The organism is Burkholderia latens (genome assembly GCF_902499045.1).
Classification (GTDB): Bacteria; Pseudomonadota; Gammaproteobacteria; order Burkholderiales; family Burkholderiaceae; genus Burkholderia; species Burkholderia latens.
The window spans coordinates 98,089-124,986 of sequence record NZ_CABVPL010000013.1 but is presented as its reverse complement, the minus strand read 5'-3'; the positions used below and the strand labels follow the sequence as shown (position 1 = coordinate 124,986).

The 26,898-nt window shown below is 67.3% G+C and carries 25 protein-coding genes; 13 read left to right on the top strand and 12 right to left on the bottom strand.

The genetic code is table 11. The annotated features are described in order from the left end of the window. Positions 1-48: 48 nt before the first annotated feature. Positions 49-810 (bottom strand): hypothetical protein, encoded by a 762-nt coding sequence (locus BSE24067_RS12355; protein ID WP_151064002.1) that lies wholly within the window; start codon positions 808-810, stop codon positions 49-51. A gap of 376 nt (positions 811-1,186) precedes the next feature. After that, a complete protein-coding gene (locus BSE24067_RS12350; RefSeq protein WP_151064001.1) occupies positions 1,187-2,068 on the bottom strand; it encodes a LysR family transcriptional regulator in 882 nt (293 codons plus the stop codon). Positions 2,069-2,193: 125 nt separating this feature from the next. Between BSE24067_RS12350 and BSE24067_RS12345 the strand changes: the two genes are divergently transcribed. From BSE24067_RS12345 to BSE24067_RS12335, 3 genes are read left to right on the top strand one after another with little or no spacing between them, the layout of a single operon-like run. Further along, positions 2,194-2,604 carry a DoxX family protein gene (locus BSE24067_RS12345; RefSeq protein ID WP_151064000.1) on the top strand — a complete coding sequence of 137 codons (411 nt, stop codon included), beginning with the start codon at positions 2,194-2,196 and terminating at the stop codon, positions 2,602-2,604. A gap of 23 nt (positions 2,605-2,627) precedes the next feature. Then, positions 2,628-3,548 carry a pirin family protein gene (locus BSE24067_RS12340; RefSeq protein WP_151063999.1) on the top strand — a complete coding sequence of 307 codons (921 nt, stop codon included), beginning with the start codon at positions 2,628-2,630 and terminating at the stop codon, positions 3,546-3,548. Beyond that, a complete protein-coding gene (locus BSE24067_RS12335) occupies positions 3,545-4,234 on the top strand; it encodes a pirin family protein (protein ID WP_151063998.1) in 690 nt (229 codons plus the stop codon). The genes BSE24067_RS12340 and BSE24067_RS12335 overlap by 4 nt, the downstream gene beginning before the upstream one ends. A 313-nt stretch (positions 4,235-4,547) precedes the next feature. Here BSE24067_RS12335 and BSE24067_RS12330 read toward each other — a convergent pair whose 3' ends face one another. Further along, positions 4,548-5,930, bottom strand: a complete 1,383-nt coding sequence (locus BSE24067_RS12330) for an MFS transporter (RefSeq protein ID WP_151063997.1) — start codon at positions 5,928-5,930, stop codon at positions 4,548-4,550. 263 nt (positions 5,931-6,193) lie between these two features. Here BSE24067_RS12330 and BSE24067_RS12325 point away from each other — a divergent pair, with 263 nt between their 5' ends. Next, complete coding sequence (locus BSE24067_RS12325) at positions 6,194-6,481, top strand: DUF1330 domain-containing protein (protein ID WP_151063996.1); 288 nt, start codon at positions 6,194-6,196, stop codon at positions 6,479-6,481. A 19-nt stretch (positions 6,482-6,500) separates the two neighbouring features. Here BSE24067_RS12325 and BSE24067_RS12320 read toward each other — a convergent pair whose 3' ends face one another. Further along, on the bottom strand, positions 6,501-8,201 hold the full coding sequence (locus BSE24067_RS12320) for a dihydroxyacetone kinase family protein (protein ID WP_151063995.1): 1,701 nt from the start codon (positions 8,199-8,201) through the stop codon (positions 6,501-6,503). Between the two features lie 333 nt (positions 8,202-8,534). On the opposite strand from BSE24067_RS12320, the gene BSE24067_RS12315 reads away from it, so the two are divergent. Then, positions 8,535-9,833: a collagen-like triple helix repeat-containing protein gene (locus tag BSE24067_RS12315; RefSeq protein WP_151063994.1), complete on the top strand. Its 1,299-nt coding sequence runs from the start codon at positions 8,535-8,537 to the stop codon at positions 9,831-9,833. A 286-nt stretch (positions 9,834-10,119) separates the two neighbouring features. On the opposite strand, the gene BSE24067_RS12310 is transcribed toward BSE24067_RS12315, so the two are convergent. Together BSE24067_RS12310 and BSE24067_RS12305 are read right to left on the bottom strand one after the other, a co-directional pair. Further along, a complete protein-coding gene (locus BSE24067_RS12310; protein ID WP_151063993.1) occupies positions 10,120-11,244 on the bottom strand; it encodes a sigma-54 interaction domain-containing protein in 1,125 nt (374 codons plus the stop codon). After that, entirely contained in the window at positions 11,241-11,573 is a 333-nt protein-coding gene (locus BSE24067_RS12305) for a hypothetical protein (RefSeq protein ID WP_170297446.1), read from the bottom strand. Before BSE24067_RS12305 ends, BSE24067_RS12310 begins: the two co-directional genes overlap by 4 nt. A gap of 187 nt (positions 11,574-11,760) precedes the next feature. Here BSE24067_RS12305 and msuE point away from each other — a divergent pair, with 187 nt between their 5' ends. After that, on the top strand, positions 11,761-12,321 hold the full coding sequence (msuE, locus tag BSE24067_RS12300) for an FMN reductase (RefSeq protein WP_151063992.1): 561 nt from the start codon (positions 11,761-11,763) through the stop codon (positions 12,319-12,321). Between the two features lie 38 nt (positions 12,322-12,359). After that, positions 12,360-13,463 carry a dimethylsulfone monooxygenase SfnG gene (gene sfnG, locus BSE24067_RS12295; RefSeq protein ID WP_151063991.1) on the top strand — a complete coding sequence of 368 codons (1,104 nt, stop codon included), beginning with the start codon at positions 12,360-12,362 and terminating at the stop codon, positions 13,461-13,463. A gap of 157 nt (positions 13,464-13,620) precedes the next feature. On the opposite strand, the gene BSE24067_RS12290 is transcribed toward sfnG, so the two are convergent. Beyond that, positions 13,621-14,268 (bottom strand): LysE family translocator, encoded by a 648-nt coding sequence (locus BSE24067_RS12290; protein WP_151063990.1) that lies wholly within the window; start codon positions 14,266-14,268, stop codon positions 13,621-13,623. Between the two features lie 106 nt (positions 14,269-14,374). Here BSE24067_RS12290 and BSE24067_RS12285 point away from each other — a divergent pair, with 106 nt between their 5' ends. After that, positions 14,375-15,226 (top strand): LysR substrate-binding domain-containing protein, encoded by an 852-nt coding sequence (locus BSE24067_RS12285; RefSeq protein WP_151063989.1) that lies wholly within the window; start codon positions 14,375-14,377, stop codon positions 15,224-15,226. Positions 15,227-15,248: 22 nt separating this feature from the next. On the opposite strand, the gene BSE24067_RS12280 is transcribed toward BSE24067_RS12285, so the two are convergent. Beyond that, positions 15,249-16,139: a LysR substrate-binding domain-containing protein gene (locus BSE24067_RS12280; RefSeq protein ID WP_151063988.1), complete on the bottom strand. Its 891-nt coding sequence runs from the start codon at positions 16,137-16,139 to the stop codon at positions 15,249-15,251. Between the two features lie 151 nt (positions 16,140-16,290). Here BSE24067_RS12280 and ydiJ point away from each other — a divergent pair, with 151 nt between their 5' ends. After that, entirely contained in the window at positions 16,291-19,338 is a 3,048-nt protein-coding gene (gene ydiJ, locus BSE24067_RS12275) for a D-2-hydroxyglutarate dehydrogenase YdiJ (protein WP_151063987.1), read from the top strand. A 192-nt stretch (positions 19,339-19,530) separates the two neighbouring features. Here ydiJ and BSE24067_RS12270 read toward each other — a convergent pair whose 3' ends face one another. The 3 genes from BSE24067_RS12270 to BSE24067_RS12260 all read right to left on the bottom strand — a co-directional run bounded on the left by BSE24067_RS12270 (position 19,531) and on the right by BSE24067_RS12260 (position 22,602). After that, positions 19,531-19,833, bottom strand: coding sequence for an XRE family transcriptional regulator (locus BSE24067_RS12270; protein WP_151063986.1), 303 nt, complete (start codon positions 19,831-19,833; stop codon positions 19,531-19,533). An 88-nt stretch (positions 19,834-19,921) separates the two neighbouring features. Next, on the bottom strand, positions 19,922-21,076 hold the full coding sequence (locus BSE24067_RS12265) for a branched-chain amino acid ABC transporter substrate-binding protein (RefSeq protein ID WP_151063985.1): 1,155 nt from the start codon (positions 21,074-21,076) through the stop codon (positions 19,922-19,924). Between the two features lie 623 nt (positions 21,077-21,699). Next, positions 21,700-22,602, bottom strand: coding sequence for a DMT family transporter (locus BSE24067_RS12260; protein WP_151063984.1), 903 nt, complete (start codon positions 22,600-22,602; stop codon positions 21,700-21,702). Between the two features lie 57 nt (positions 22,603-22,659). On the opposite strand from BSE24067_RS12260, the gene BSE24067_RS12255 reads away from it, so the two are divergent. The 4 genes from BSE24067_RS12255 (at position 22,660) to BSE24067_RS12240 (ending at position 25,602) form a co-directional block, all read left to right on the top strand. Beyond that, a complete protein-coding gene (locus tag BSE24067_RS12255) occupies positions 22,660-23,640 on the top strand; it encodes a LysR substrate-binding domain-containing protein (protein ID WP_151063983.1) in 981 nt (326 codons plus the stop codon). A gap of 166 nt (positions 23,641-23,806) precedes the next feature. Then, the gene (locus BSE24067_RS12250; RefSeq protein WP_151063982.1) at positions 23,807-24,469 is read left to right on the top strand and encodes a nitroreductase; all 663 of its coding nucleotides are present in this window, start codon (positions 23,807-23,809) and stop codon (positions 24,467-24,469) included. 43 nt (positions 24,470-24,512) lie between these two features. Next, complete coding sequence (locus tag BSE24067_RS12245) at positions 24,513-24,977, top strand: sodium:proline symporter (protein WP_244130546.1); 465 nt, start codon at positions 24,513-24,515, stop codon at positions 24,975-24,977. A gap of 154 nt (positions 24,978-25,131) precedes the next feature. After that, a complete protein-coding gene (locus BSE24067_RS12240; protein ID WP_151063980.1) occupies positions 25,132-25,602 on the top strand; it encodes a hypothetical protein in 471 nt (156 codons plus the stop codon). 72 nt (positions 25,603-25,674) lie between these two features. Here the strand turns inward: BSE24067_RS12240 and BSE24067_RS12235 are convergent, their stop codons facing one another. After that, positions 25,675-26,847 carry a porin gene (locus tag BSE24067_RS12235; protein ID WP_151063979.1) on the bottom strand — a complete coding sequence of 391 codons (1,173 nt, stop codon included), beginning with the start codon at positions 26,845-26,847 and terminating at the stop codon, positions 25,675-25,677. Positions 26,848-26,898: the final 51 nt, after the last annotated feature.

The following is a 26,898-nucleotide window of genomic DNA, read 5'->3' as shown; positions in this document are numbered from 1 at the left end:
ACTACTGTTCCGCAGGCAACTTCTCTCGTGCGAGCGCTTCACTATTCTTTAGCGCTGAAGCGAGTCGAACAACTTGTTGAACGGATCAACCTGTGCCATCAGGCCTTCGTTCAATCCATCGACTGCATGTTGGAGATCGCTTTCCAGCGATTCGATCGACGGATAGCTGTATGGGTCGTCGGACTGCTTCCAACTGACATGCTGCCGGAGAAGGGCATCGTATGTGTCGCTCTTGAACATGACGATGTCGCCGATCACTCTGCGCGTGTACGGGTGGTGAGCTCCCGGGGTTACATAGCCTGTTCCGACGCGAATGAACAAAACCGCATCGCTCCCTTGATAGGGCGCGCCGCTTGCCTGCCAGAGGCGGCGCGCGTCCGGTTTGATCGTGGGCAGGCCTGGTGATGACGCATCGACCTCCTTTACGGCGAAGCCATGGTTTCGCAGGACCGTCTCGATACTGTCGGTGAAGCGCCGGTTAAGCCCTGTATCACCCAATTTGGCCGTCACGAGGTCGTTAAGTGATGTCGGCGAGTCGTTTTCGTTCTTGCCGAGCCCGGCGTTGAGGGCGCCCGCGATGGCTCCCGTGGCGAGCGCTCCGACTACGCCTGCACTTGGAATCGGGACCGGGATATGAATGGGGCCCGACGGTCCGAATGCGATGTATACCGCTTTGCCGGGATACACGACCGTCACGGTCTTGACCGCACCCAGTTTTTCACTATTGACCTCGGGCGTCGCATCGCTCGCATGGCTCGAGATTGAGATCAGGAGCATCAAGGCGGCGAAGCTTCTTTTGTTCAGTAACATGTACGTCCGATCTCCATGGCTGTTCGTTGGCTAAATACTTGCTGGACGCACGGGTTATCGGTTTTTGGGGAAAAAGCTTGAGCGGGCCGGCGGGACAAGTTTGGTTTGAGAAGGACGAAGAAGTGTGAGGGTATTGGTCCGATGGCCGCTCCCCGGGGTACTTTGATTGCCTGACCTACGACGGTCGCCGACTGCTTCTGCGGTCGGCAGCGCCGCTGGCCGCTACCGACCCGTTGCCGACATAGGTGGACACGGTTTGAACGCCAGTTTGCTGACGTTCCAGCTGTCGAGACTTGGCCGTCAAGACTCCCGTCACCAGCTCTGAGACGACGACCGCTGCGCTGACTCGCCCTGCGTCGTCAAATCAAGTCGAGCTTCATTTCAACGCCGCGATAAGGTAGTCCGTGAAGGCGCGTACGGGCAGTGACCGCTGCCGATGGGCCGGGCGCACTGCATAGACGGCGCCGCCGGGCGGCAACAGCTTGCCCATCAGGCTGACGAGCCTCCCATCGTTGATTGCTGGTGCAGTGAGAAAGTCGGGCAACTGTGTGATCCCCAGACCAGCGATGGCGGCATCCCGCAAGATGTCGCCGTTGTTGGCCCGCAGAGGGCCCGAGACATTGAGCGTATGGTCTACGCCGTCAACGCAAAAAAACCAGGCCGCCCCGCGGCTGTGCTTGAACATCAAGCAGTCGTGCGACCGCAGGTCGTCGAGTTCGACGGGCTCCCCCCGCCGCGCGAGGTAGTCAGGGCTCGCCACCACGGTGAAGCGGACGTCGGCCAACTTTCGTGCAATCAGGCTTGAATCCGGCAGAAGGCCGATGCGCACAGCCATGTCGAAGCCCTCGGCGACGATGTCGACGGGTCGGTCGCTGAGGTCGAGATCCAGTTCCACCTTCGGATGCAGAGCCGAGAACCGGTGGACGATGCTCGCCAGGTGAGATAGCCCGAACGAGAGGGGCGCGCTGACCCGCAGCCTGCCGCGTGGTTCCACGAGGTGACTAGACAGGGCCAGTTCGGCCTCTTCCACCTCCGCCAGGATGTGCCGTGAGCGCTCTACGTAGTCCCTACCCAGGTCCGTGGGCGTAAGGCGGCGGGTCGTCCGGGTCAGCAGTTGGACCCCGAGTCGTTCCTCCAGCCGCATGACACGGCGGCTGACAAGCTGGGTGGTGAGTCCAAGCCGCCGCGCCGCGGCGGAGAAGCCGCCCTGATCCATCACTTCAACCAGGATCCGCATGTCTTCGAGCTGGTTCATCATCACGTTGGCTGTGAAAGTATTTCTAAAGAATACATGATTATCAATTCAGGCGTTGATATTTAACATGTCGGGCATCAATACACGGTCGATCTTTCGACCCCCTTAACTGTCAACGGAGAAGCCCCATGAACACCACACAGACCGCCACGACTGCGACCTCCTCGCAACCCTCCAAGCTGGCCAAGATCGGCCTGTGGAGCTTGCAGATCCTTGGCGCAGCCGCCTTCCTCGCCGCGGGCGGATTCAAACTCGCAGGCGCGCCGATGATGGTGCAGATCTTCGACCAGATTGGGATCGGCCAGTGGTTTCGCCTGCTCACCGGCGTTGTAGAAGTTGTGGGTGGTGTGCTGCTGCTGATCCCGCGCCTCGCTGGCCTGGGCGGTCTTCTGCTCGCGGTCACGATGGTGTTCGCGACCGGCACCCACTTGTTCGTCATCGGTGGCAACCCCGCGCCAGCGATCGTGCTCCTGCTGATCACCTCCACCGTGGCCTGGGCGCGCCGCAGCCAACTCGCTGCCCTCGCTGGCCGCCGGTAAGCGGACTGTCGGAGTACATCGCCATGAATGTCCTGAACGGAGAGGCGGCAGCGAAGGTCGCCCGCGTGGTGCCCGCAAAGTGGACGATTGAAGGCGAAGGCATGCAGGTCCGCCGGGCACTACCTGCGCCCCGGCTGGAAGCCGTGGGGCCGTTCATCCTCCTCGACCACTTCGGCCCAGTGACCTTCGGGCCGGGCGAGGCGAGGGGCGCCCCCAATCATCCGCATCGTGGATTCGAGACGCTGTCCTATCTGCTCGAGGGCCGCGGCGAGCACCGTGACAGCCTGGGCAACCACAGCGTCATCGGGCCCGGTGAGGCGCAGTGGATGCGCGCGGGCTCGGGCATCTTGCACGACGAGGGCGCGGACGAAGCGGTGCGCCGCCACGGCGGGCGTATCCACGGGCTGCAGTTTTGGATCAACCTTCCCCGTGGCACCAAAATGAGCCCGCCAGCCTATCGCCATGTCGGCCGCGACGCGATCCGGGTCATTCAAGTGGGCGATGCGACGCTGCAACTCGTGGCGGGCACTCTCGGGGATTGGCAAGGTCCGGTCCAAAGCTTTGCCCGGCCTTGGTTGGCCCATGTGCTGCTGCCGGCAGGCGGCATCGTCGAAATCGCGCCTGAAGCCGCGGAGTTCGGCGTCTATGTTGCCGAGGGCTCGCTGCGTATGGGCGACGATGCGCAGGCCGTCGGGTCGGGCCAACTGGCCCTACTCACCGCGGGCAAGCGTTTGCTGCTTCGCGCAGAAGCCGACACCCACGCCTTCGTGCTCGGCGGCGACCCGCTTGATGCACCAATCTTGCGCTACGGGCCGTTCGTCATGAACACCGAGGTCGAGGTGCGGGAAGCGATTCAGGACTTCCATACCGGTAGGTTCGGACGGATTCCAGCGGTCCCCTCGGCGTCGCGCACTGCACACGTAGAAGCGGAGGTGGCCTCGTGACCCGTATAGTTCACGCGCCTGCCAATTCGCGCGAGCACGAGCGCCTCGGCTGGCTTGAAAGCTGGCGGAGCTTTCCGGGGCGCGCCTGGCGGAAACACGGCATCGAAAGCCCGCTGCTCGCCATTTTAGAGGACATCGTCGCGCCGGGCCAGGGCTTCGGTCGCCATGGCCATCACGACATGGAGATCATTTCCTACCCCATCGCTGGCGCCCTGGCGCACCAGGATTCGACCGGTCGGCATGGCTTTCTGCACCCAGGTGAAATCCAGCATATGACGGCGGGCCGCGGCATCACGCACAGCGAGGTCAATGCCAGTTCGACCGACCCGGTCCGTTTCCTGCAGATCTGGATCATCCCTGAGCATCGAGGGCTGGAACCGGGCTACGAACAGGCCGCGTTCGACGCGACGGCACCGCATGTTGAGTTGGCCGGCCCTGATGGCGCCTTGGTGAAGTTGCACCAGCAGATGCGGCTGGTACGGGTCGCACCGGGAAAAGGTGAGACCGTCGCCGTTCCGCTCGAAGCAGGCGCACACGCCTGGGTTCATGGGGTGCGGGGCAGTTCCCTCGTCCAGGGTCTTACGATGACCGCCGGCGACGGCGCAGGGTTTGCCAGTGTGCCTGCACTGTCCATCGCTGGACTGACGAACGCTGAGTTGCTGGTCTTCATCCAGCCTGGGGCGTGAGTTACCTGGAAGCAGCCGCTCGTCGATGACCGCTACTGGCCGAACACCGCCATTCGGCCCATGTTTCCAACTGTGTTGTGAAGAATCTACTTCGGCACCCCATGTCTATCTTCGACACGTGCAGCACCGTCAACTGGGGTGTCGGTACCGCGCCTGGACGCCGGATATAGGCATTCCGGCGGCGGAGCCAGCCTGATTGCGCCGCCGCCGCCGAGCCCCCGCCCAAAACGCACATCGCCCGCGCTCCGTTGCCGGACCGCGGGCGATGCAAGGGTTGCCGTTTATGGGGCGAAGAACGCCGCCCCGGCGCGCGTCAGCTCAATTGTCCCGGCACGGTTTCCCCACGCAGCGAACACCCCCGCGTCTCGATCACCGCGAACAGCGCGACCAACCCCACTGCACACGCCGCCATCATGTAATACGCGGGAATCATCGTGTTACCCGTCTTCCCGATCAGCCAGTCGTTGACGATCGGCGCGGTGCCGCCGAACAGCGACGTCGACACGTTGTACGCGATCGCCATGCCCGCGTACCGCACATGTGTGGGGAACATCGCCGGAAACATCGCCGAAATGGTCGCCAACTGCGGCACGTACAGCAACCCGAGCACCGCGAAGCCGACGAACGCGCCGAGCACGCCATGCGTCATCAGCGTGAACATCGGCACGGCCGCGACGAACAGCCCGACGAGCGAGATCCACCACATCGCCTTGCGGCCGATGCGATCCGACAGCCAGCCGGCGAACGGCAGCAGCACCATCATCGCGAGCATGCCGATCAGCGGAATCAGCAGCGACATGTTCTCGCTGACGCCCAGTTCCTTGTGCATGTAGGTCGGCATATACGCGAGCAGCACGTAGTTGACGACGTTCAGCGCGACGACGAGCCCGCCGAGCAGCACCAGCGGCCGCGCATAACGGACCAGCAGCTGACCGATCGGCAGCGCGGTCGGCGCGGCCTGTTCGCGACGGTGCGCTTCTTCCTCGAGTTCGCGGAACACCGGTGTTTCCTCGAGCCGCGAGCGCAGGTAGCAGCCGATCAGCCCGAGCGGAGCCGCGACCAGGAACGGCAGACGCCAGCCCCATGCATGCATCGCCGAGTCGCCGAGCAGCAGCGCGAAGCCGAGCATCAGCAGCGCGCCGAGCGAGAAGCCCGCGAGCGTCGCGAATTCGAGGAAGCTGCCGCAGAGGCCGCGCCGCGAATCCGGCGCGTATTCGGCGATGAAGGTCGCCGCGCCGCCGTACTCGCCCCCGGTCGAGAAGCCCTGGATCATCCGCAGCACGATCAATGCCGCGGGTGCGAGCCAGCCGGCGCTCGCGTAAGTGGGCAGCAGGCCGACGAGCAATGTCGCGCCGGACATCGTGAGGACGGTCAGCGCGAGCACGCGCTTGCGGCCGAGGCGGTCGCCGAGCGGGCCCCAGAACAGCCCGCCGAGCGGGCGGATCAGGAACGAGATCGCGAAGGTGCCGAGCGCGAACAGCGTCGCGCTGGCCGTGTTGCCGGGAAACAGCGCGGCGGAAATGTACGCGAGTCCGTACGCGTAAATCCCGTAATCGAACCATTCGGTCGCATTGCCGAGCGCGGCGGCCGCGATCGCGACGCGCGGCAGGCTGTGCGGCTGGTCGCCGCGGGAAGCCGTCTCGTCCGGAACGGACTCGGCGGCGGAAACGGAAGTCCACGATGGCACGTATCGCATGAGGGGTCCTCGCTATCAGCATGCGCCCGGGCGGGCGCCGACGAGGATCAAAGTAATCCCGCCAATTTGCGATGCCCGATGTCATAGGACGATGTGGAGATCGGGGTTTTCCCGTGCGGTGGAGGGCGGCGCGGGAAGGCCGTGGCTGGCTCACCTCAGCGCCGGCGGGCGAACGGCTGTAAGCTGCGCGCTGCCACGCAGTGTTTCTCGGGTGGTGCAGCGCGTGGCGTCCCCTTTTTCACCATCCATCAGGAGCGCATATCGTGGCGACCTACATCGTCTTTACACGGGAAAGCACGCAGGACCAGCATGAACTCGACATCTACTCGAGCCAGGTCGGCGCGACCCTTGCCGGCCATCCGGTGAAGGTGCTCGCCGCATACGGGCCGCAGGAAATTCTCGAGGGAGAAGGCCCGGAAGGCGTCGTGATCGTCGAATTCCCGTCGAAGGAGGCCGCGCACGCGTGGTATCACGGCTCCGAATACCAGAAGGTCGTCCAGCACCGCTTCAAGGGCGCGCGCTATCGCGCGGTGCTGGTCGAAGGCGTCTGAGCATGGCCGCGCGCGGCCGCTACCGCACGTGCGGCAACAACGCGCGCAGCCAGTACGCGACGGCCACCGCGCCGCCGTCCGGCGTGCCGATCGCGCGTTCGCCGAGATAGCTCGCGCGGCCCGCGCGCGGCGTCATGCCGGCCGTCTGCTGCGCGCCCCGTTCCGCGGCTTCCACCGCCGCGGCCCATGCGCTCGCGTGGTCGCGGTCGTCGTCGAGCGCACGGTCGAACGCATCGACCGCCGGCGCCAGCGCGTCGAGCATCGTCCGGTCGCCGGCGCGTGCGCCGCCCAGCTCGCCGATCGCCTCGACCGCACCGCGAAACGCCGCGGCCCAGTCGCGCGCCGACGGCTCCGCAGTCTCGGCCAGGCGCCGCGACGCGCGCAGCAGCGCGGTTGCATAGAACGGCCCCGAGCTGCCGGCGATCGCGCGGCGCAACGCGGCGCCCAGCGCAGACAATGTACCGGCCGGCGTGCCATATGCAGCTTCCGGCAACTCGACGATCGCCAGCGCGGCGCGGCGCATGCTCGCGCCGAGATCGCCGTCGCCGGCGGCCGTATCGAGTTCGGTCAGCTTTGCTTCGTTGTCGATCAACGCTTGCGCAACCGCGTGCAGCGCCGGCTGCAACCGGGCGGCCCACGCGCGACCGGCCGCATCGAGCGGCGGCAGCGGCGTGTCATGTTCAGCCGCCGCGGCCACGCGAATCCGTTCGCTGACGGCGCCGCCGCCCGGCCATGCGCGCGCCTGCGTCGGCGCGTCGAGCAGCGCGGTGCGTTCGTCGTTCAGCCGCATCAGCGAGATCGAGCACCCGGGCATGTTCAGCGCGGACAGGAACGTGCCGGCCCATGCGCGCGCGACGATCATGCCGCGCCGGGTCAGATTGTCATATGCGGCGCGCAGCACGATCGCCAGTTCCATGTCCGGCGTCGCGCCGAGGCCGTTGACGAGCAGCGCGACGCGCTCGCCGCGATCGAGCACGAGATCGGCGACGATGTTCGACAGCAGCGTGTCGACGAGCGCATCGGCCTGCAGCGGCGCGGTGCGTTCGACGCCCTTTTCGCCGTGGATGCCGAGGCCGAGCTCGATTTCGTGATCGCCGAGGCTGAAGCCGGATTTGTCGGCGCCGGGAATCGTGCAGCCGTCTAGCGCGACGCCCATCGTGCCGAGTTCGGCGGCTGCATCGCGCGCGATAGCCGCGACGCGTGAGAGCGGCAGCCCGCGCGCGGCGGCCGCGCCGGCCAGCTTGTGGATCAGCACCGTGCCCGCGATTCCGCGCCGCTGGCCGCGCTTGACGCGGCCGCGCAGTGACACGTCGTCGGCGACGATCACCGTTTCGACCGGAATGCCCTCCGCGCGCGCGATTTCGGCGGCCAGCCCGAAATTGAGGCGGTCGCCGGTGTAGTTCTTCACGACGAGCAGCGCGCCGTTCGGGCCAGCGCTCGCGCGGATCGCGGCCAGCACCGCATCGGTCGACGGCGACGTGAACACCTCGCCGCACACGGCCGCGCTGAGCATCCCTTCGCCGACGTAGCCGCCGTGCGCGGGCTCGTGGCCGCTGCCGCCGCCGGACAGAATCGCGACCGGGCGTAGCGACGGCTCGGGCAGCGGCTGGCGGACGAGCACGTGCTCGTCGCCGAGGATCGCGAGATGCGGCGATTGCCGCGCGATGCCCTCGAGCATTTCGTGTACGACGTCGGACGGGCGGTTCACGAGCTTTTTCATGGCGGCGGGTTCCTGACGGTCAGGCGCCGGCACGCGTGCCGCGCGGGCCGGCAACATTCTGTATGGGTGGCAGGCGGTGCGGCCAGAATACGGCGCCGCGCGCGCCGACGTTACGTAACACCGAGGCATTCGTAGCACGAATGTAACGAAAACCGAGCCGCTCATGGGGATCGAAACGCGCCGACCACGATCGCGGATGTGCTGCGCGTGCGCACGCGCAGCTTGTCCGGTGGTGCGGCGGCGTCCTCCGCACGTGCCAATGGCATGGAAAGTGCTGATCGTTCGCCGGTCCTTCATCGAACATTCCATCGCCCGGACCGCGAGGAGACCACCATGTATCGAACCCGCATTTTCACGTCTGCTGCGGTGCTGGCCGCCGCCGGCGTGCTGACCGCCTGCGGCGGCAGCGACGTCACCGCGCCGTCGAGCGCGGCCGCCGATACCGGCGGCGCGACCGTCACCACCAATCATCCCGGATCGGGTGGCGGGAGCGACGGCGGCTGGGGCACGAGCGGCACGCCCGGCACGCGCGGTGTCGTCAGCACGGCGGGCGCGCTCGCGATCACGGCCGGCTCGATCGTCGGCGGCGTGACGCTGCCAGGGCTCGGCAACGGCGTGACGCACAGCGCCGGCGACGCGATCGCCAGCGTCGGCACGATGACGCGCGCCGCGACGAATGCGCTCAGCGACGGGCTCGGGCAGATCGGCTCGACCGCGAATCCGGTCGGCACGACGGTGGCTGGCCTCGGCGACGTCGTGCGCCAGACCGCGAATCCGGTGGCTGGGCTTGCGCAGACCGTTCGCGCACTTGGTTCGGGCCCGCTGGCGCCGCTCGCGCCGGCCACGACACCGGCCGGCGCGGTGTTCGACACCGTGGCCGGCGGCGTCGGCACCGCGGGCGGCACGCTCGGCTCGACGCTGTCGTCGGGCCCCGTGCAGCAGGTCGCGCAGCAGATCAGCTCGGTCGTCACGCCGCTCGTGATCACGGCCGGCCAGGCCACGCAGCAGATCGGCGCGACGACGGGCCTCGGGCAACCGGTGGGCAGCCTGCTCGGTCAGGTCGGCAGCGCGGTGTCGACGGTGGGCTGGCGGCTGGGGGTTCCGGCGCAGCCGGCCACCGGACCGGCGAACCAGCTCGCGGCGGCGGCGGGCGGGCTCGTCGGCGCGGTCGGCGATACCGTGACGAACGCGGGCGGACTGGTCAACTACAACGGTCCGAACGGCGCGGCGCCGATTCCCGGTCTGATCGTCAGCCTCGCGGGCGCGTCGGCCGCGACCGTGAAGAATGGTCCGCCGCCGAGCGGCTCGGGTGCGTCGGGGCCGCTCGGCGGCGTGCTGCCGGGGCTCGGATCGACACCGCTTGGTGCGCTGACCGGCGCGATCGGCGGCCCGACGGGCGTCGGCGCGGCGAGCCCGCTCGCGCCGGTGACCAATCTCGTGTCCGCGGTGACGGGCACGCTCGGCGGTGCTGCCGGTGCGGGAGCGGCGAGCCCGCTCGCGCGTGTGACCAGCCTCGTGTCGACTGTCACCGGCACGCTCGGCAGTGCGGCGGACCCAGGCGGGTCGAGCGCGGGCTCCGCGGCGAATTTGCTCGCGCCGGTTACATCGCTGGTCGGGGGTGTCGGGAAGTAGTAGCGAACGGGGCGGTGAGCGGCAGGGCGGTTTGCCGCCCGTCGTTCGCCGCTGCTGATCACTCGTTGTTCGCCGCTCACTGTAGCGAGCGATGGTCATCAGCCAGCCGACGGCTCGAGCTTTCCCGTCGCCACCACCGCGTTGGTCGGAAACGACGCGTCCGCCGCGACAGACAGCACGGCGCCATATCCCGAGCCGCCTCGTGTTGCGGCTCCAGGCCGTAGACGAATCGCCGTGAACCGGCGACACAGCTTCCATCACACCGCGTCGCAGCCGCGTGCCGCCGCTACTTGACCGCCGCGATCACCTTCGCGCGGATCAGCCGCGCGCGCAGCACGTTGCGGCTGATGCCGAGCAGCCGCGCGGCCTGGATCTGGTTACGGTGACAGAAGTCGAACGCGACGCGCATCACGGTGTCCTCGATCCGTTCGAACAGGTTCTCGTGTGCGCCGTCGAACAGCGCGCACAGCGCGTCCTCGAGCGCTTCCTGAGCGGAGCCGCCGCTCGCGCCAGCGCGCACGCCAGCAGCCGCGACCGGCACGCATGACGACGTCAGGTTCAGATCGGTGTCCTGCAGCGCATCGTCGCGGCTCACCAGCAGCGCGTGATGAATCACGTTCTGCAGCTCGCGGATATTGCCGGGCCACGCATGCGCTTCGAGCCGGCGCTCCGCGGCCGGGCCGATGCTCCGCGGCCCGTAGCCTGTGCGGCTGCGGTATTCGTCGAAGAAGTGACGCGCGAGCGGCAGGATGTCGGCGGGCCGCTCGCGCAACGCCGGCACGTCGAGCCGCACGACGTTGAGCCGGTAGAACAGGTCGCCGCGAAAGCGCCCGTCGGCCACTGCCCGTTGCAGATCGACATTGGTGGCGGCGACGATGCGCACGTCGATCGGGATGCCCGAGCGCGCGCCGAGCCGCACGACTTCGCGCTCCTGCAGCACGCGCAGCAGCTTTACCTGCATCGACAGCGGCAGGTCGCCGATCTCGTCGAGAAACAGCGTGCCGCCGTTCGCGGCCTCGAACCAGCCCGGCTTCGCGCGGACCGCGCCCGTAAACGCGCCCTTCTCATGACCGAACAGTTCGCTGTCGACGAGCGTTTCCGGCAGCGCGCCGCAGTTCACGGCGACGAACGGCCCGCCGCCGCGATCGCTGACGTCGTGCACGTGGCGCGCGATCAGCTCCTTGCCGGTGCCGGTCTCGCCGACGATCAGCACGTTCGCGTCGCTCGGCGCGACGCGCCGCACGCGGTCGAGCAGCGCGAGCGAACGCGGATCGACGAACACGTGCGCACGGGCGCGGGCTGGCGCGGGTTGCGCGGGAAGCACGAGAACCTGGGTGTCGCGCAAGCCGGCCGGCTGCGCGGCGACGACACGGAGATTGACCGGACGCGGCGTGGCAAACAGGGAAGTCATGGCGATGAAGGCGTGAGTCGATCGAACGGGCCGGACCGGCGACGACGGGCGCCGCGGTCCGGCTGCTGCGTGGTCAGAAAAGTGTTCAACGTTTTGCGCCGGACGGGAAACATCGATTTCTGATAACGAAAGCGGGATGGCTGCGCAGGATGCCGCGGCGCGCACGCATGCCGTTGCGACAGCGAATTCGACGCCATCGCGCCCGCTTCGACGGCGCCGGAACGTAGCGATCGGAACAACGCGTGCGCGAAACTGCTGATTGAGCAGCAGCGCATCAGCAGCGCTGTTTCCGCCGGTTCATCGCGCTGTCGAATATCGATGTGATCCACTTTCCGGAACGCTTGCCACTACTGGTCATATCGCGTCTGAAGCCATGCGGGGCGGGCAGCCGCCATGAGCTTCGGATTGCAGATGATCCAGCCGATCGCACATCGTCCGAACATGGCACGCTCCTTGCGAACCTGACACGCCAGGGCGCGATCCCGCGCCACTCACTCGACAACGGGAACGCACTGCATGACCCACACGCTCAACGTCGTCGCGATCTCGGGCGGCCTGCAACGGCCGTCGCGCACGCTGGCGCTGACGAACGCAATCGTCGCCGCGCTCGGCGACGCGCTTCCGGTCCACACGCGGTTGATCGAACTCGGCGAGATCGGCAATCGGCTGGCCGGCGCGTTGAAGCGCGCACAGGTTCCGCCCGACGTCGACGCGCTGATCCGCGCGATCGAGACGGCCGATGCGCTCGTCGTCGCGAGCCCCGTGTATCGCGCGTCGTATACGGGGCTCTTCAAGCACCTGTTCGACCTCGTGCATCACGAATCGCTGGTCGACGTGCCGGTGCTGCTCGCGGCCACCGGCGGCAGCGAGCGCCACGCGCTCGTGATCGACCATCAGCTGCGCCCGCTGTTCAGCTTCTTCCAGGCGCGCACGCTGCCGATCGGCGTGAATGCGTGCGAAAGCGATTTCGACCGCTACGAGATCGCGAATCCCGCGTTGCATGCGCGCATCGCGCGCGCGGTCGACCGCGCGGTGCCGCAACTGCAGCGGCGCGCGCCGGCAGCCGTGGCTGCGTAGCGCGCTGTTTCGTTTCTCCCTTCGATCAGGATCCTTTCATGAGCATTCACGAACCCTCGGCCGACGGCGTCAAATTCGCGTACTGGGTGCCGAACGTCAGCGGCGGCCTCGTCGTCAGCACGATCCAGCAGCGTACCGACTGGAGTCTCGAATACAACCAGAAGCTCGCGCGCACGGCCGAGGCGGCCGGCTTCGACTACGCGCTGAGCCAGATCCGCTTCACGGCCGGCTACGGCGCCGAATACCAGCACGAATCCGTATCGTTCAGCCAGGCGCTACTGCACGCGACGACGAAACTCAAGGTGCTCGCCGCGATCCTGCCGGGCCCGTGGCATCCGGCCGTGGTCGCGAAGCAGCTCGCGACGATCGACCACATTTCGAACGGACGCATCGCGATCAACGTGGTCAGCGGCTGGTTCAAGGGCGAATTCACCGCGATCGGCGAGCCGTGGCTCGAGCACGACGAACGCTATCGGCGCTCGAAGGAGTTCATCCAGGCGCTGAAGGGCATCTGGACGCAGGACAACTTCACGTTCAAGGGCGACTTCTACCGCTTCAACGATTACACGCTGAGCCCGAAGCCGGTGCAGAAACCGCATCCGGAGATCTTCCAGGGCGGCAGTTCGCGCGCCGCGCGCGACAACGCGGCCAGCGTGTCGGACTGGTACTTCACGAACGGCAATACGCCGGAGAACCTGAAGGCACAAATCGACGACATTCGCGCGAAGGCCGCCGCGAACAACCATCGCGTGCGGATCGGCGTCAACGCGTTCGTGATCGCGCGCGACACCGAGGAGGAAGCACGGGCCGTGCTCGACGACATCATCCGGCATGCGCACGTCGAGGCCGTGCATGCGTTCGGCGATGCGGTGAAGGAAGCCGGCAAGGCGTCGCCGGAGGGCGAGGGCAACTGGGCGAAGTCGACGTTCGAGGATCTCGTGCAGTACAACGACGGCTTCCGCACGAACCTGATCGGCACGCCGCAGCAGATCGCCGAACGGATCGTCGCGCTGAAGGCGATCGGCGTCGACCTCGTGCTCGCGGGGTTCCTGCATTTCATCGAGGAAGTCGAGTACTTCGGCAAGCGCGTGCTGCCGCTCGTGCGCGAGCTCGAAGCGCAGCGGCAGGCGGTGGTCGCGTGATGCAGGTCAGTGGCGCGCCGCAGCCGGTCGCAGCCGCGCCACGATCCGCGTAGCCATGCGAGCGTCGCGGCTCGCGACGTTCGCTTTTTTCACCGCGTGCGCAACATGGAGCGCGTGGACCGGCTCGCCATGGCCGCTCGTCGGTCCGTCTTCCGCGTCACGCCGCCGCTGCCATTCTCGCCGCATCGACCAGCATCTCCACGCCGAGGCCGCCGAGCACGGCGCCCATCGCCCAGCGCTGCGCGAGCAGCAGCGCCGGCCGGCCGCGCAGGAACGCAGCGATGCCGCTCGAGCAGATCGCGACGAGCCCGTTCGCCGATGCGAACGCCGCGATCAGCAACGAACCGAGAAACAGCGACTGGCCGAACACGCTCCCCTGCCGGTAATCGATGAACTGCGGCAGCAGCGACACGAACAGCATCGCGAGCTTCGGATTCAGCACGCTCGTCGTCGCGCCCATCGCGAGCAGCCGCAGCGGTTGTTCGCTCGGCAGCGCCTTCACGTCGAACGGCGAACGGCCGCCGGGCCGCACGGCCTGCCACGCGAGATAGAGCAGATACGCGGCGCCCAGCACGCCGAGCACGGTGCGTGCATACGGCACGCTCAGGAACAGCGTCGTGATCCCGAATGCGGCGCCGAACATGTAGAACAGGTAGCCGACCATCACGCCCGCCAGCGAAATCAGCCCGGCGGTGCGCCCCTGCGCGATCGAGCGCGACATCACGTAGACCATGTTCGGCCCCGGCGTGACCGCGAGCATGCCGCCGATGAGCAGGAATCCACAAAGTGAGCCGGAGGGTTGCATGATTGCCGCTTCCTGAAATGAACGTCGATGGCAATCATTGTCCGATCATGGAGGTGAACAGTAAAACGGGATAAACTGAATCGATTGATCAGATTTGCTGAATACGATGAAGAAGCTCGATCTCGACGTGCTGGCGATGGTGGTGGCCGTGGCGGAGTCCGGTTCGTTCGCGCAGGGTGCGCAGGCCGTGCATCGGTCGCCGTCGGCCGTGAGCATGCAGATCAAGGCGCTGGAGGATGCGCTCGGCAAGCCGCTGTTCATCCGCGACACGCGCAACGTGACGGCCACCGGCGACGGCCGCATGCTCGCCGACTACGGTCGCCGGATGCTCGCGATGCGCGACGAGGCGTGGGCGTCGGTCGTGCGACCGGAGATCCGCGGCCGCGTGACGATCGGCGTGCCGGACGATTACATCTCGTCGCTGCTGCCGCAGGTGCTCGGCAAGTTTGCCGCTATGCATCCGCGTGTCGAAGTGCGCGTGATCGGTCAGCCAAGCAGCGCGCTCGTGCCGATGCTGAAGGACAACACGGTCGACCTCGCATGCCTCACGCGGATCAAGGGCGTGACGGGCGAGCTGATCCGGATGGAACCGCTCGTCTGGGCCGGCTCGCCGAAACGCGATGTGTGGGAGGAGCGGCCGCTGCCGGTGGCGTTTTTCACGCACGGCGGCAGCATGGCGCGCGATCACGCGGTCAAGGCGCTGAACCGGCGCAGGATTCCGTACCGGATGTCATACGAAAGCCCGAGCTTTCTGGGGCTGCTGAGCATGGTGGAGGCCGGCCTCGCCGTTGCGCCGCTCGCGCGCTGCTGCGTGCCCGATCACCTGTTGCAACTGTCGGAGAGCCACGGGCTGCCGTCGCTCGGCGAACTCGAAGTCGTGCTCGCGCGCAGCGTGCAGTCCGCGCGCCCGCCGTGCGACTACCTTGCCGAGCAGATTCTCGGCGAATGGCGCACGTGAGCGCGCCGCATCCGCCGGCGCTTCAGCACGATTTCAGCAGCCATTCCCGGAACGCCACCAGCGACGGCAACGTATCGTTTTCGGGCGGATACACGAGGTAGTAGCTGCGCTGGCTGGTGATCGCGTCGCCGATCGTCACGAGCTCATGGCGGCTCAACTCGTCTTCCACCAGCACCTTCGGCACGAGGCCGATCCCCATTCCGGCCCGCACGGCCTGGATCAGATGCGACGTCAGCTCGAAGCTCGGCCCGATCCGCATCTCGCGATGATCGAGCCCGAAATGCGCAAACCATTCGGCCCATGCGTGCTGATTGCTCGTCACGCCCAGCAGCGTCTGCCCGGCAGCCCACGCCGGCGCGCGCGAATCGGCGTTGCGCCGCCCGGCCGCGTCGGGGCTCGCGATCGCGATCAGGAACTCGTTGTAAAGCCGGTGCGCGTGCAGGCCGGGCCAGTCGCCCGCGCCGACGGTGATCGCCGCGTCGAGATCGTCGGTATGGAAATCGATGCCGCCGATCCGCGAATGCAGGTGCACGGTCACGCCCGGGTGCGCGGCGTAGAAGCCGTGCAGGTGCGGCAGCAGCCATTTCGACCCGAACGTCGGCAACGTCGCGAGCCGCAGCGTGCCCGCGCCGGCCTGGTGCGACATCGCCTGCAGCGTCGCGCCGCGGATGCGTCCGAGCGCGCCGCTCAGCTCGACGAAGTAGCGCCGCCCGACTTCGGTCAGCTTCACGGAGCGGCCCTCGCGCCGGAACAGCGGCACGCCGAGCTGATCCTCGAGCGTCTGCACCTGCCGGCTGATCGCGCTCTGGCTCAGCGACAGCTCGTCGGCCGCGCGCGTGTAGCTCTCATGCCGCGCGGCGGCTTCGAACACCAGCAGCAGCGACATCGAAGGGGTCAGGTGGCGGTAATTCATGAGTTTTATGCAAGTTTTGACGGCGCAGAATTCGTTTGTTTCTCATGCCGCTTCGCAAGATACTGGATTTTCGGTTCGCGTGGAATCTTGCTCAAAACTCATGGTTCTGATCGCGGCCGCGCACCGGCTTCCCTAATTGCGCTTCCATCTCATGTCGATTGCTTCGTTGCCTCGTCCCGCCAGCCCGCCCGCCGACCGTTACCGTGACTTTCTCGCGGCCCTTCAGGCTGCCGGGTTCGCCGGCGAGATCCATGCGGATCATGCGAACCGGACCGTGCAGGCGACCGACAACTCGATCTACCAGCGCCCGCCGCAAGCGGTGATCTGCCCGGCGCACGCGGACGACGTGCGGCTGCTCGCGCGCGTGCTCGCCGAACCCGCGCACCGCGACGTCGCGGTGGCCGCGCGAGGCGGCGGCACCGGCACCAACGGGCAGTCGCTGACCGACGGCGTGGTCGTGGACCTGTCGCGCAACATGAACCGGATTCTCGAAATCAACGCGCAAGAGCGCTGGGTGCGCGTGCAGGCAGGCGTCGTCAAGGATCAGCTGAATGCCGCGCTGAAGCCGCATGGGCTGTTCTTCGCGCCGGAACTGTCGACGTCGAACCGCGCGACCGTCGGCGGGATGATCAACACCGATGCGAGCGGGCAGGGCAGCTGCACGTACGGCAAGACGCGCGACCACGTGCTTGCGCTCGACTTCGTGTTGCTGGGCGGCGAACAGCTGCACAGCGATGCGATCGACGGCGACGAACTCGAGCGGCGCTGCGCGCGGCAGGACCGCATCGGCAAGGTCTATCGCACCGCGCGCCGCATCAGCGACGAGAAGGCCGCGCTGATCGACGCGAAGTTTCCGAAGCTCAACCGCTGCCTGACCGGCTACGATCTGGCGCATCTGCGCGAGCCGGACGGCCGCTTCAACCTGAACAGCGTGCTGTGCGGCGCGGAAGGCTCGCTCGGCTTCGTCGTCGAGGCGAAGTTGAACGTGCTGCCGATTCCGAAATATTCGGTGCTGGTGAACGTGCGCTACGCGGGCTTCATGGACGCGCTGCGCGATGCGCGTGCGCTGCTCGAACTCGAGCCGCTGTCGATCGAGACGGTCGACTCGAAGGTGCTGATGCTCGCGACGAAGGATATCGTGTGGAGCAGCGTCGCCGAGTATTTCCCGCAGGACGACGCGCGCCCGACGCTCGGCATCAACCTGATCGAATTCTGCGGCGACGATGCCGACGACGTCGATGCACGCGTGCGCGCGTTCGTCGAGCATCTGCGCACCGACACGAGCGTCGAGCGGCTCGGTCACACGATCGCGACCGGCGACGACGCGGTGAAGCGCGTATATGCGATGCGCAAGCGCGCGGTCGGCCTGCTCGGCAACGTGCAGGGCGAGGCGCGCCCGCAGCCGTTCGTCGAGGACACAGCGGTGCCGCCCGAGAACCTCGCCGCATACATTGCCGAATTCCGCGCGCTGCTCGACGGCCACGGGCTGCAGTACGGGATGTTCGGCCACGTCGACGCCGGTGTGCTGCACGTGCGTCCGGCGCTCGACATGAAGGATCCGAAGCAGGCCGCGCTGGTGCGGCCGGTGTCGGACGCGGTGGCCGAGCTCACGCGGCGCCATGGCGGCCTGTTATGGGGCGAGCACGGCAAGGGCGTGCGCTCCGAATATGCGCCGGCGTTCTTCGGCGAACTGTATCCGTCGCTGCAGCAGCTGAAGGCCGCGTTCGATCCGCACAACCAGTTCAACCCCGGCAAGATCGCGACGCCGCCGGACGCCACGCTGCGGCTGCTGAAGATCGACGAGGTGCCGACGCGCGGCGACCACGACCGGCAGATCGACGAGCGCGTGTGGCAAAGCTACGGCACCGCGATGCACTGCAACGGCAACGGCGCGTGCTACAACTTCGATCCGGACGACGCGATGTGCCCGTCGTGGAAGGCGACGCGCGAGCGCGTGCAGTCGCCGAAAGGGCGTGCGTCGTTGATGCGCGAATGGTTGCGATTGCAAGGACAAGCCGGCGTCGACGTCGTCGCGGCGGCGCGTACGCGGCAGCCGTTCCTGCGCGGGTTCGCTGCGCGCTGGCGCAACAGCCGCGCCGCGCGCGACGGCGCGGCCGACTTCTCGCACGAGGTGTACGACGCGATGGCCGGCTGCCTCGCGTGCAAGTCGTGCGCGGGGCAGTGTCCGGTCAAGGTCAACGTGCCCGAGTTTCGCTCGCGCTTTCTCGAGCTGTATCACCAGCGCTACCTGCGGCCGCTGCGCGACTACCTGATTGGTTCGCTCGAATTCACGATGCCGTGGATGGCACGCGTGCCCGCGCTGTACAACGGGCTGATGCGCGCCGGCTGGGTGCGCACGCTGCTCGAGCGGCACGTCGGGATGGTCGACGGTCCGCTGTTGAGCCGCTTCGATCTCGCGCCCGTGATCCGGCAATGGAACGTGCGGCCGGCCGATCCGCACGCGCTCGCCGCATTGACCGATGCGCAGCGCGCGCGCAGCGTCGTGATCGTGCAGGACACGTTCACGCGCTACTTCGACACCGAGCAGCTCGCGACGCTGATCGAACTCGCCGCGCGCATCGGTTTTCAGGTATGGCTCGCACCGCTCGCGCCGAACGGCAAGCCGCTGCACGTGCAAGGGTTTCTGCGCGCGTTCGAGCGGGCGGCGATCCGCAACGCGACGCAACTGGCCGCGCTCGCGCGCTCGGGCGTCGCGCTCGTGGGCCTCGATCCGGCGATGACGCTCACGTATCGGCAGGAATACCTGAAGGTGACGGGGCTCGCCGACGTGCCGAAGGTCGCGTTGCCGCAGGAATGGCTGGCGGATGCGTTGCCGGAAGCCGATGCGGGCGGCGCGACGGTTTCGTATCGGTTGCTGCCGCACTGCACCGAGAAGACCAACGCGCCGGACAGCGGCAGGCAATGGGCGCAGGTGTTCGCGCGCCGCGGATTGCGCCTGGCGGTTCAGGCGACCGGCTGTTGCGGGATGTCGGGCACCTACGGGCACGAAGCGCGCAACCTGCGGACGTCGCGAACGATCTATGCGCAATCGTGGGCCGCGCACGTCGATGCGCCGAGCGAGCACGGCGAAGCGCTGGCGACCGGGTATTCGTGCCGCAGTCAGGTGAAGCGCATGTCCGCGCGGCAGCTGCGTCATCCGTTGCAGGCGCTGCTCGATCACGTGCGGGCGGCGCGGTAACGGCCGGTCAGCGCGCTGCTGCGTGGGGTTGCGCTGCCCGATGCACCGCTACGCTGGTGACGTTGGCCCCGTACGTTGGGTGCGGAGCGTCTTGCGGCCGGGCTTGCCACTATTCGAGATGCGGGCTGATTGATGCGGCGCGGCGTGCAGAGCGCCGCGCGCAACGGCCAAGCGGCCCGTCGGCCGCGGCCGTTACGACTTGCCGCTGCGGCGCTTCGCGGCACGCGGTTTTGCCACGCCCGGAAACGCGCCGACGCCGCGCGGGCGCTTCGGTTCGATGCCGGTCTTGCCGATCACGTGCCGGAAATCGATCTCGTGCGCGGCGAGCGCGCCGATCAGCGTCGCGATGACCGCGAGGTGGGAAGGGACGGTGCCCTTGCTCGAATAATTGGTGATGGAGCTTTCGTTCATCCGGATCAGCCGCGCGAATTCCCGCGCCGTCAGCTGCGCTTTCTTCAACTCCTGTTGAAAGTCCGCATACGCCATCGCACACATGTTGCTTCGTCTCCGCAAAACCTGAATCGGCCCCGCGCGGCACCGGCGCCGACGGGTGGCGTTCCCGTCGGGCCGGCCTCGCGGGGAATTACATCTTCACCTGATCGAGGAAGGTCTTCTTGCCGGTCTTGTAGCCGTAGATCGAGATGACCCCGTGCGTCAGGTCGCCCTTCGAGTCGAACGTCGTCGTGCCGATCACGCCGTCATACTTCGTCGACGGCATCGCCGCGAGGATCTTCGCCGGGTCGGTCGAGTTCGCGCGCTTCATCGCATCGACCGCGATGTAGACCGCGTCGTACGCGAACGGCGCATCGAACTTGATGCCCTGGTTGAAGCGCTTCTGGTACTTCGCGAGGAACGCCGCGCCGCCCGGCATCTTCTCGAGCGCCGCGCCGGCCTGCGAGCACAGTACGTTGTCGGCCGCCGGGCCGGCCAGTTCGGCCAGCGAGTCGGTGCACACGCCGTCGCCGGACAGGATCTTCGCGCGCAGGCCGAGCTGCTTCGCCTGCTTCGCGAGTGGGCCGCCGGTGGCGTCCATGCCGCCGTACATGATCGCGTCCGGGTTCTCGCCCTTGATCTTCGTCAGGATCGCGCGGAAGTCGACGGCCTTGTCGTTCGTCGCATCGTGCGACAGCACCTTCAGCCCGAGCGCCTTCGCCTTCTTCTCGAACTCGTTCGCGAGGCCCTGGCCGTACGCGGTCGAATCGTCGATCACCGCAACGCTCTTCACGCCTTTCGACTGCGCGTAGGTCGCGAGTGCGGGGCCTTGCTGCGCGTCGGTCGCGACGACGCGGTAGGTCGTCTTGAAGCCTTGCTGCGTGTAGGTGGGATTCGTGGCCGACGGCGAGATCTGCACGATGCCCGCGTCGCTGTAGATCTTCGATGCCGGGATCGACGTGCCCGAGTTCAGGTGGCCGATCACGGCGACGACCTTGTCGTCGACCAGCTTCTGCGCGACCTGCGTCGCCTGGCGCGGGTCGGCTGCGTCATCCTGCGCGTCGAGCTGCAGCGTGATCTTCTTGCCGCCGATCGTCAGGCCCTTCGCATTGATTTCTTCCACCGCGAGGCGCGCACCGTTCTCGTTGTCCTTGCCGAGGTGCGAAATGCCGCCCGTCGTCGGTTCGACGCTGCCGATCTTCACGACCTGGTCGGCCATCGCGCCCGACGCAGCCGCGAATGCGGCGGCTGCCAGTGCGGCGGTGATCAGGGGTTTGCAGCGCATGCCGACAGTGCTTCGTTCCATCTGCCATCTCCGTTGATTGATATTTCTCGTACCGTCCGGCCGCCGCGCGCCCTTGTGAGATGCTGACGTTGCCCGGACGGGTTTCCGCGACCCGTGACGGGTTCGGCTTGCATGTCGCCGGGCCGCGCCCGAGCGAGCAGGCGATTTTTTCCGACGACACGCAATCGTATGAATATATCCGAACGCGTTTGCGGCCGCCTCGGCGAATTGCGTAGGCTTGCGCAAATGTGATGCGGTCGTGCAGCAGCCGTCGCGGGTTTTGTCGTGCAATTCGCGTGGGGTGGTCGCGCCGTCGATTGCTCCGATTATTCGGCTGCGCCGATGCCGCTGACCATGGACAGTGCGATGCAATCAGTCGCGAACTGTTCGGTCGGTTTGTCTGCACACTTTTCGACGCACGCTGCGCGAATGTGCACGCGCGTTCGTGGGGATCCCGAGGACACCGCGACCTCGTTACGCCGTTAATGCAACTAACGGTCAAGTCCGGCAGCGTCGATGAATTGGCGCGGCTCGCGTCGCCGGCCGATGCATTCCGTCTCGCAGACTGCGGGGGGCGGCCCGAACGGAGCGCTACTGGCTCCCGGCTCCTCCGCACCGGCAATGCCGCTTAGCCACTCGCGCGCCTACGTCCGTCCGCGCAACGCGACGAAGACCACGCCCGCGATCGCCAGCAGGCCGCCGCACACTGTCTCGACACCAGGCCGCTCGCCCGTCAGCGCCATCGACAACGCGGTCGCGACCGCCGGCGTCAGGTACAGAAAATTGGCCGCGCGCGCCGCGCCGAAATAGCCGAGTGCGAAAGTCCAAGTCGCATACCCGAGCGCGGCCGGAAACACGCCGAGCACGAGTACGGCGAGCGCCGTGTCGTGCGACGCGCTGCCGCCGAGCGACGCCAGCGCGCCGGGCAGCCACGGCGTGAGCAGCACCGCGCCGGCCAGCAGCGTGTACGCAGCGCAGTGCAAAGCGCCGTACACGGGAATCATCCGGCGCTGCAGCACGAAATAGCTGGCCGAACACAGCGCCGCGCCGAGAATCAGCGTGCTGCCGGACCCGAGGACGAGCCCGCCCGGCTGGTCGTGCGCGATCACCGCGATGCCGGCGAGGCTCGCGAGCGAACCCAGCCAGCCCCAGCGATTGAACCGTTCGCGCAGAAACACCGCGGCCAGCAGCGCGGTGAAGATCGGCAGTGTGTTGACGATGAAGCTCGCGGCGCCCGCCGACACGGTTTGCTCGCCGGTATTGAGCAGCGCGTTGTAGAGCGCGATCCCGAGAAAGCCGCACACGAAAAAGCGCAGCGCGTCGCGCGCCGACGGTTTCGGCGGCCGCCGCCACGCGAGCCATGCGATCACGAGCACGGCCGCGGTCGCGAAGCGCGCGGCTGCGAGCTGCAGCGGCGTGAGCCCGTGCAGGCCGATCCGGATGAACGGGAACGCGGAGGCCCACGACACGATCGTGAACGCCACCGCACCGGCCGCGAAGAGCGGCGGTCGCGCATTGCGCGACGACGGGGATGAAAGGGTATTCATGCAGCCATGGTGCATTGTCGCGAGATGCTAAGCTAGCGCACAGATCAACACCCAGATATGAATATGGCTCACATCTCGTCGCGACGCCGGGCCGACGGTTCGGCACGCACGCGGCAGCGCGCGCGGGACCTGCTGCCGGCCGTCTCGCCGGCACCGGGCCCGCGGCCGCCGCTCGCGAGCCTCGAGACCGTGTGCGCGGTCGCGCGCGAGGGTTCGTTCCTGGCGGCCGCCGACGTGTCCGGCGTCACGCACGGCGCGATCAGCCGGCGCGTGGCCGCGGTCGAGAACTGGCTCGGCATGGCGTTGTTCGAACGTCATGCGCGCGGCGTGCGGCTGACGCCGGACGGCCAGCGCTTCGTCGGCCGCATCGAGCAGGCGTTTGCGATCATCGACAGCGCGGCGGACCAGTGGCGCTCGCCGCGTACGCCGCGCGTCGTCAGAATGAGCGTCGTCCCGGCCTTCGCGCAGCTCTGGCTGTTCGAGCGGCAACACGCGCTCGAGAGCGAAGCACCCGCGCTGCGCATCGAACTCGGCATCGACGTGCGCAACGTGGATATCGCCGCCGGCGAAGCCGACCTGTCGATCCGGTACGGGCGCGGCAACTGGCGCCAGCTCGACACGCGCGAGTTCATGCCGGAGACGCTTTATCCGGTCGCGCATCCGCGGCTCGCCGCGCAGCTCGCAACGTTGCGCCGCCGCCGCGGCGATGCGGCGCTGCTCGAGATGCCGCTGCTGCACGATTCCGACGTGACCGGCTGGCGTACGTGGTTCGACGCGCTCGGCATTCCGTTCAAGCCGCGCGCGCAGGACCGGCGTTTCGAGGATTACAACCTGGTGCTCGCGGCGGCCGAAGCGGGGCTCGGCGTCGCGCTGGCGCGGGTGCCGCTCGCCGACGCGTATCTGAAGCGCAGCGCGCTCGTGCGCGTGAGCCGTCACGAGGTCGAATCGCTGCTCCGCTATCACTTCGTGCACGCGAAGGGCGAGAATCGTCCGGAGGTGCTCGCGCTGATGGAGCGGATGCGGGCGGCGCTGCGGTAACGATGACGGACATCGGCGCGTGCGACACCGCGGCATGGACGTTGCTGCGGCTCGGCCAAGAAGGGCGGATCGCCGACAATGCGTGCACGGAAAACCGGCAGATCCGGAAGATGAGCGAGAATCGAGGGTTTCGAGCCGTTCGATTCGAATGCACAGGGAATGAGGAATGAATAGACCAGACAAGTCGTCGAAAGCGCGCGCGGCGCTCGACCAGCTGTTTTCGGGCATGGCGCCCGCGGACGCGCAGCAGCGTGCGCCGTCGCGTCCGGGCAATCCGTTCGAAGCGGCGGGCGACGCGGCCGGCGCCGACGGCCGCGTCGAAGTCACGCTGTCGACCAGAATCCAGCTGCGCGGTTATCCGGGCGCGGATGCGTTCATGAAGCGCATGGCCGAGGCGTGGGGCCTCACGTGGGGCGCATACGACGCCGTGCGCGCGACCGCGACGCTGCCGGCCGGCTGGCGCTCGCGCCGGCTGCCGGAAGTCACGCAGATCGTCGACGAACGCGACGTGCTTCGTGCGGAAAGCAGCCTGCAGGGCGGCGAGATGTCGTATCTGAAAGTGCATCCGCGCTACTACATCGATGCGCGCAAGGGGTTCGGCTTTCGCAAGTCGTCGAAGGCGTCCGACGATCCGGATCTCGACGGCCCCGACTGGAACTGCTATGTGATGGATCGGGAAAAGTCCGTCGAAGTGCACGAGCTGACGACGTCGTCGTCGAAGGCCGACCTCGACAACGCGCGCGCGACGCTGCTGAAATGGCTCGACGAGCACTACCCGAGGCATCGCGATCCGTTCGCGTACTGGACGGACTGCGAACGTCCGTTGTAAGTCCATACCGCGGACTGTCATCGATCGCGGAGGCGGGCACGTGATGCGGAACGGTATGGTCGCGATCCTGTGGGCGGCGTTCGGCGCGGCGCTCGGATCGACCGTCATCGAACTGCTGCTCTGGCCGCTCGCCGGCGAACACCCGATTCACAACCTGTTTCGCGATGCGCGCCTGACCGCCGCGATCGTGATGGGACGCGGCGCGCTCGGTGCGCCCGCGGGTTTCGATCCGGTCATCATGGGCGTCGCGACGCTCGTGCATGCCGCGCTGTCGCTTGCCTACGTGGCCGTGCTCGTGAAGCTCGTCCGCAATCTGCCGCCACGCGCCGCGTTGCTCGCGGGCGGCGCATTCGGTCTCGTGCTGTACGGCGTCAACCTGCATGCGTTTACAGCGATCTTCCCTTGGTTCGTCCAAGTGCGCGGCGCAATCACGCTCGGGGCACATGTCGTGTTCGGCGTGACCGCGGCGGGCGTGTACTGCATCGTCCGCCGCGCGCCGCGCGCATGATCGCCGGCAGATTCCGCGGCCCGCGAACGCATCCCGACCCCGGGAATATTCCGGCATGTCCTATCGTTTAATGGTCGGGTGACCCTGTACGAAGCGTGTGCCTTCAATGACGCCAGGGGTCGAGTGGTCCGGGGCAACAATGCAGGAGCCGATCATGTGCAGCTTGTTTCGGTTCGGGATGGGTGCGGTCTGCGTCGTTTGTTCGATGTCCGTCCCGGCGCAACCGTATGACGACTCGACGGATGACGGCGCGGCCTGCCGGGCGGTCGTCATGCAGGCGGAAATCGACGGCTCCGAACAGCAGGTGGTCGGGCGAGCGTGCCGGCAACGCGACGGCACGTGGCAGATGATGCAGAACGCGGACGGCAGCGTCGTGTGGTACCCGGACACCGCGTATCCGTACACGGACCCGTGGTACTGGGGGCCGGCGGTTTTCGTCGGCACCGGCGCCAGTTTCGTCTTCATCGACCGTTTCCATCATCGCCATCACTTCGACCATCCCGGTCATCCCGGCCACTTCGAAGGCGGCGTGCGCGGCCGCGTCGGCGTTCCGATGGGCGCGGGCTTTCATCGTGAGCCGGCCTTCACCGGCGGCCACGGATTCGGCGGCATGCGACGGCATTGAAGCGGTGCGAACGGCACGGCGGACGCCCACTGCGGTGTGCGTCCGCCGGTTCACGGCGATGCGAGGGGGCGGTCAGAACTTGTGGCGGATGCCGACGATCGCGAGTTCCTGCGTATCGGTGCCCGAATTCACGCCATACGAGCCGACCGACGCCGCCGCCTTCACGATCGCGCCGCTCGCGTTCAGCGTGTTGCCGCTCGCCTTCTGGTAGCCGAACAGCGCATACAGGTCGGTGCGCTTCGACAGCGCGTAGTCGGCGCCGACGTTCACCTGGTTGTAGTGCGCGGAAGCCGGGCCCGTCAGCGACGTGTAGTTGTAGCCGACGCCCGCGCGCAGCGCCGGCGAGAATTGCCAGTTGAAGAACGCGGAGCCGTTGTTGAACTTCGCGTTCTGCGTGAAGGCCGACAGCGTGTCCGCGCCGTACTGCGTGTTCGAATACGCGAGCCCGAACGTCGCCGGCCCCGCCACGTACTGGCCGGCCACGCGCACGATCTGGATCGACTTCGCGCTCGAGAAGCCCTGGTTGATCACGGTGTTGAACAGCGTGTCCGAGCTGCTCGACCACGTGCGCACGCCGCTCGCGACCGTCGAGCCGCCGTTCGCGAAGAAGTAGCCGGCGCCGAGCGACAGCGGGCCGTTCGCGTAGCTGAGCCCGAAGCTGTACGTGCGGCCGCTGCCGGTCGCGCCCGCGACGCCGCCGAAGCCGTACAGCGCGGCGAACTGGAAGCCGGAGATCAGCGGACTCGTGTATTTCACCGAGTTGCTGACGCGCAGGCTGTTGTCGTAGTTGTCGAGGTCGCCCGGCGTCGCGAACACGCCGCCGAAATAATTGTCCTCGGTGAGGCCCTGCACGAGATCGATGACCGGATCGTACTGGCGGCCAAGCGTCACGGTGCCGTACGTGCTGCTCGCGAGCCCGACGACTGCCTTGCGGCCGAATTCGCGCTGGCCCTGGCCGAGCGCGCCGGTGCCGAGGTTGAAGCCGTTCTCGAGCTGGAACAGCGCGGACAGCCCGCCGCCGAGATCCTCGATGCCGCGCAACCCCCAGCGGCTGCCCGACAGGTTGCCGCTGCTGAACCTGACGAGGTTCGACGCGTTGCTGCCGTTGGCGTTCTGCACGTTGTGCACGTACGCGATGCCCGCATCGGCGATGCCGTACAGCGTGACGCTGCTTTGCGCGTGCGCGCCGGCAACGTGGAGCGACGCCGTAACGGCGAGGAGCGCGAGTGACCGGATGCGTTTCATTGTTGGTTTCCCCCGTTGGTCGATAAGTCTGACGAATCGATGAACGATACG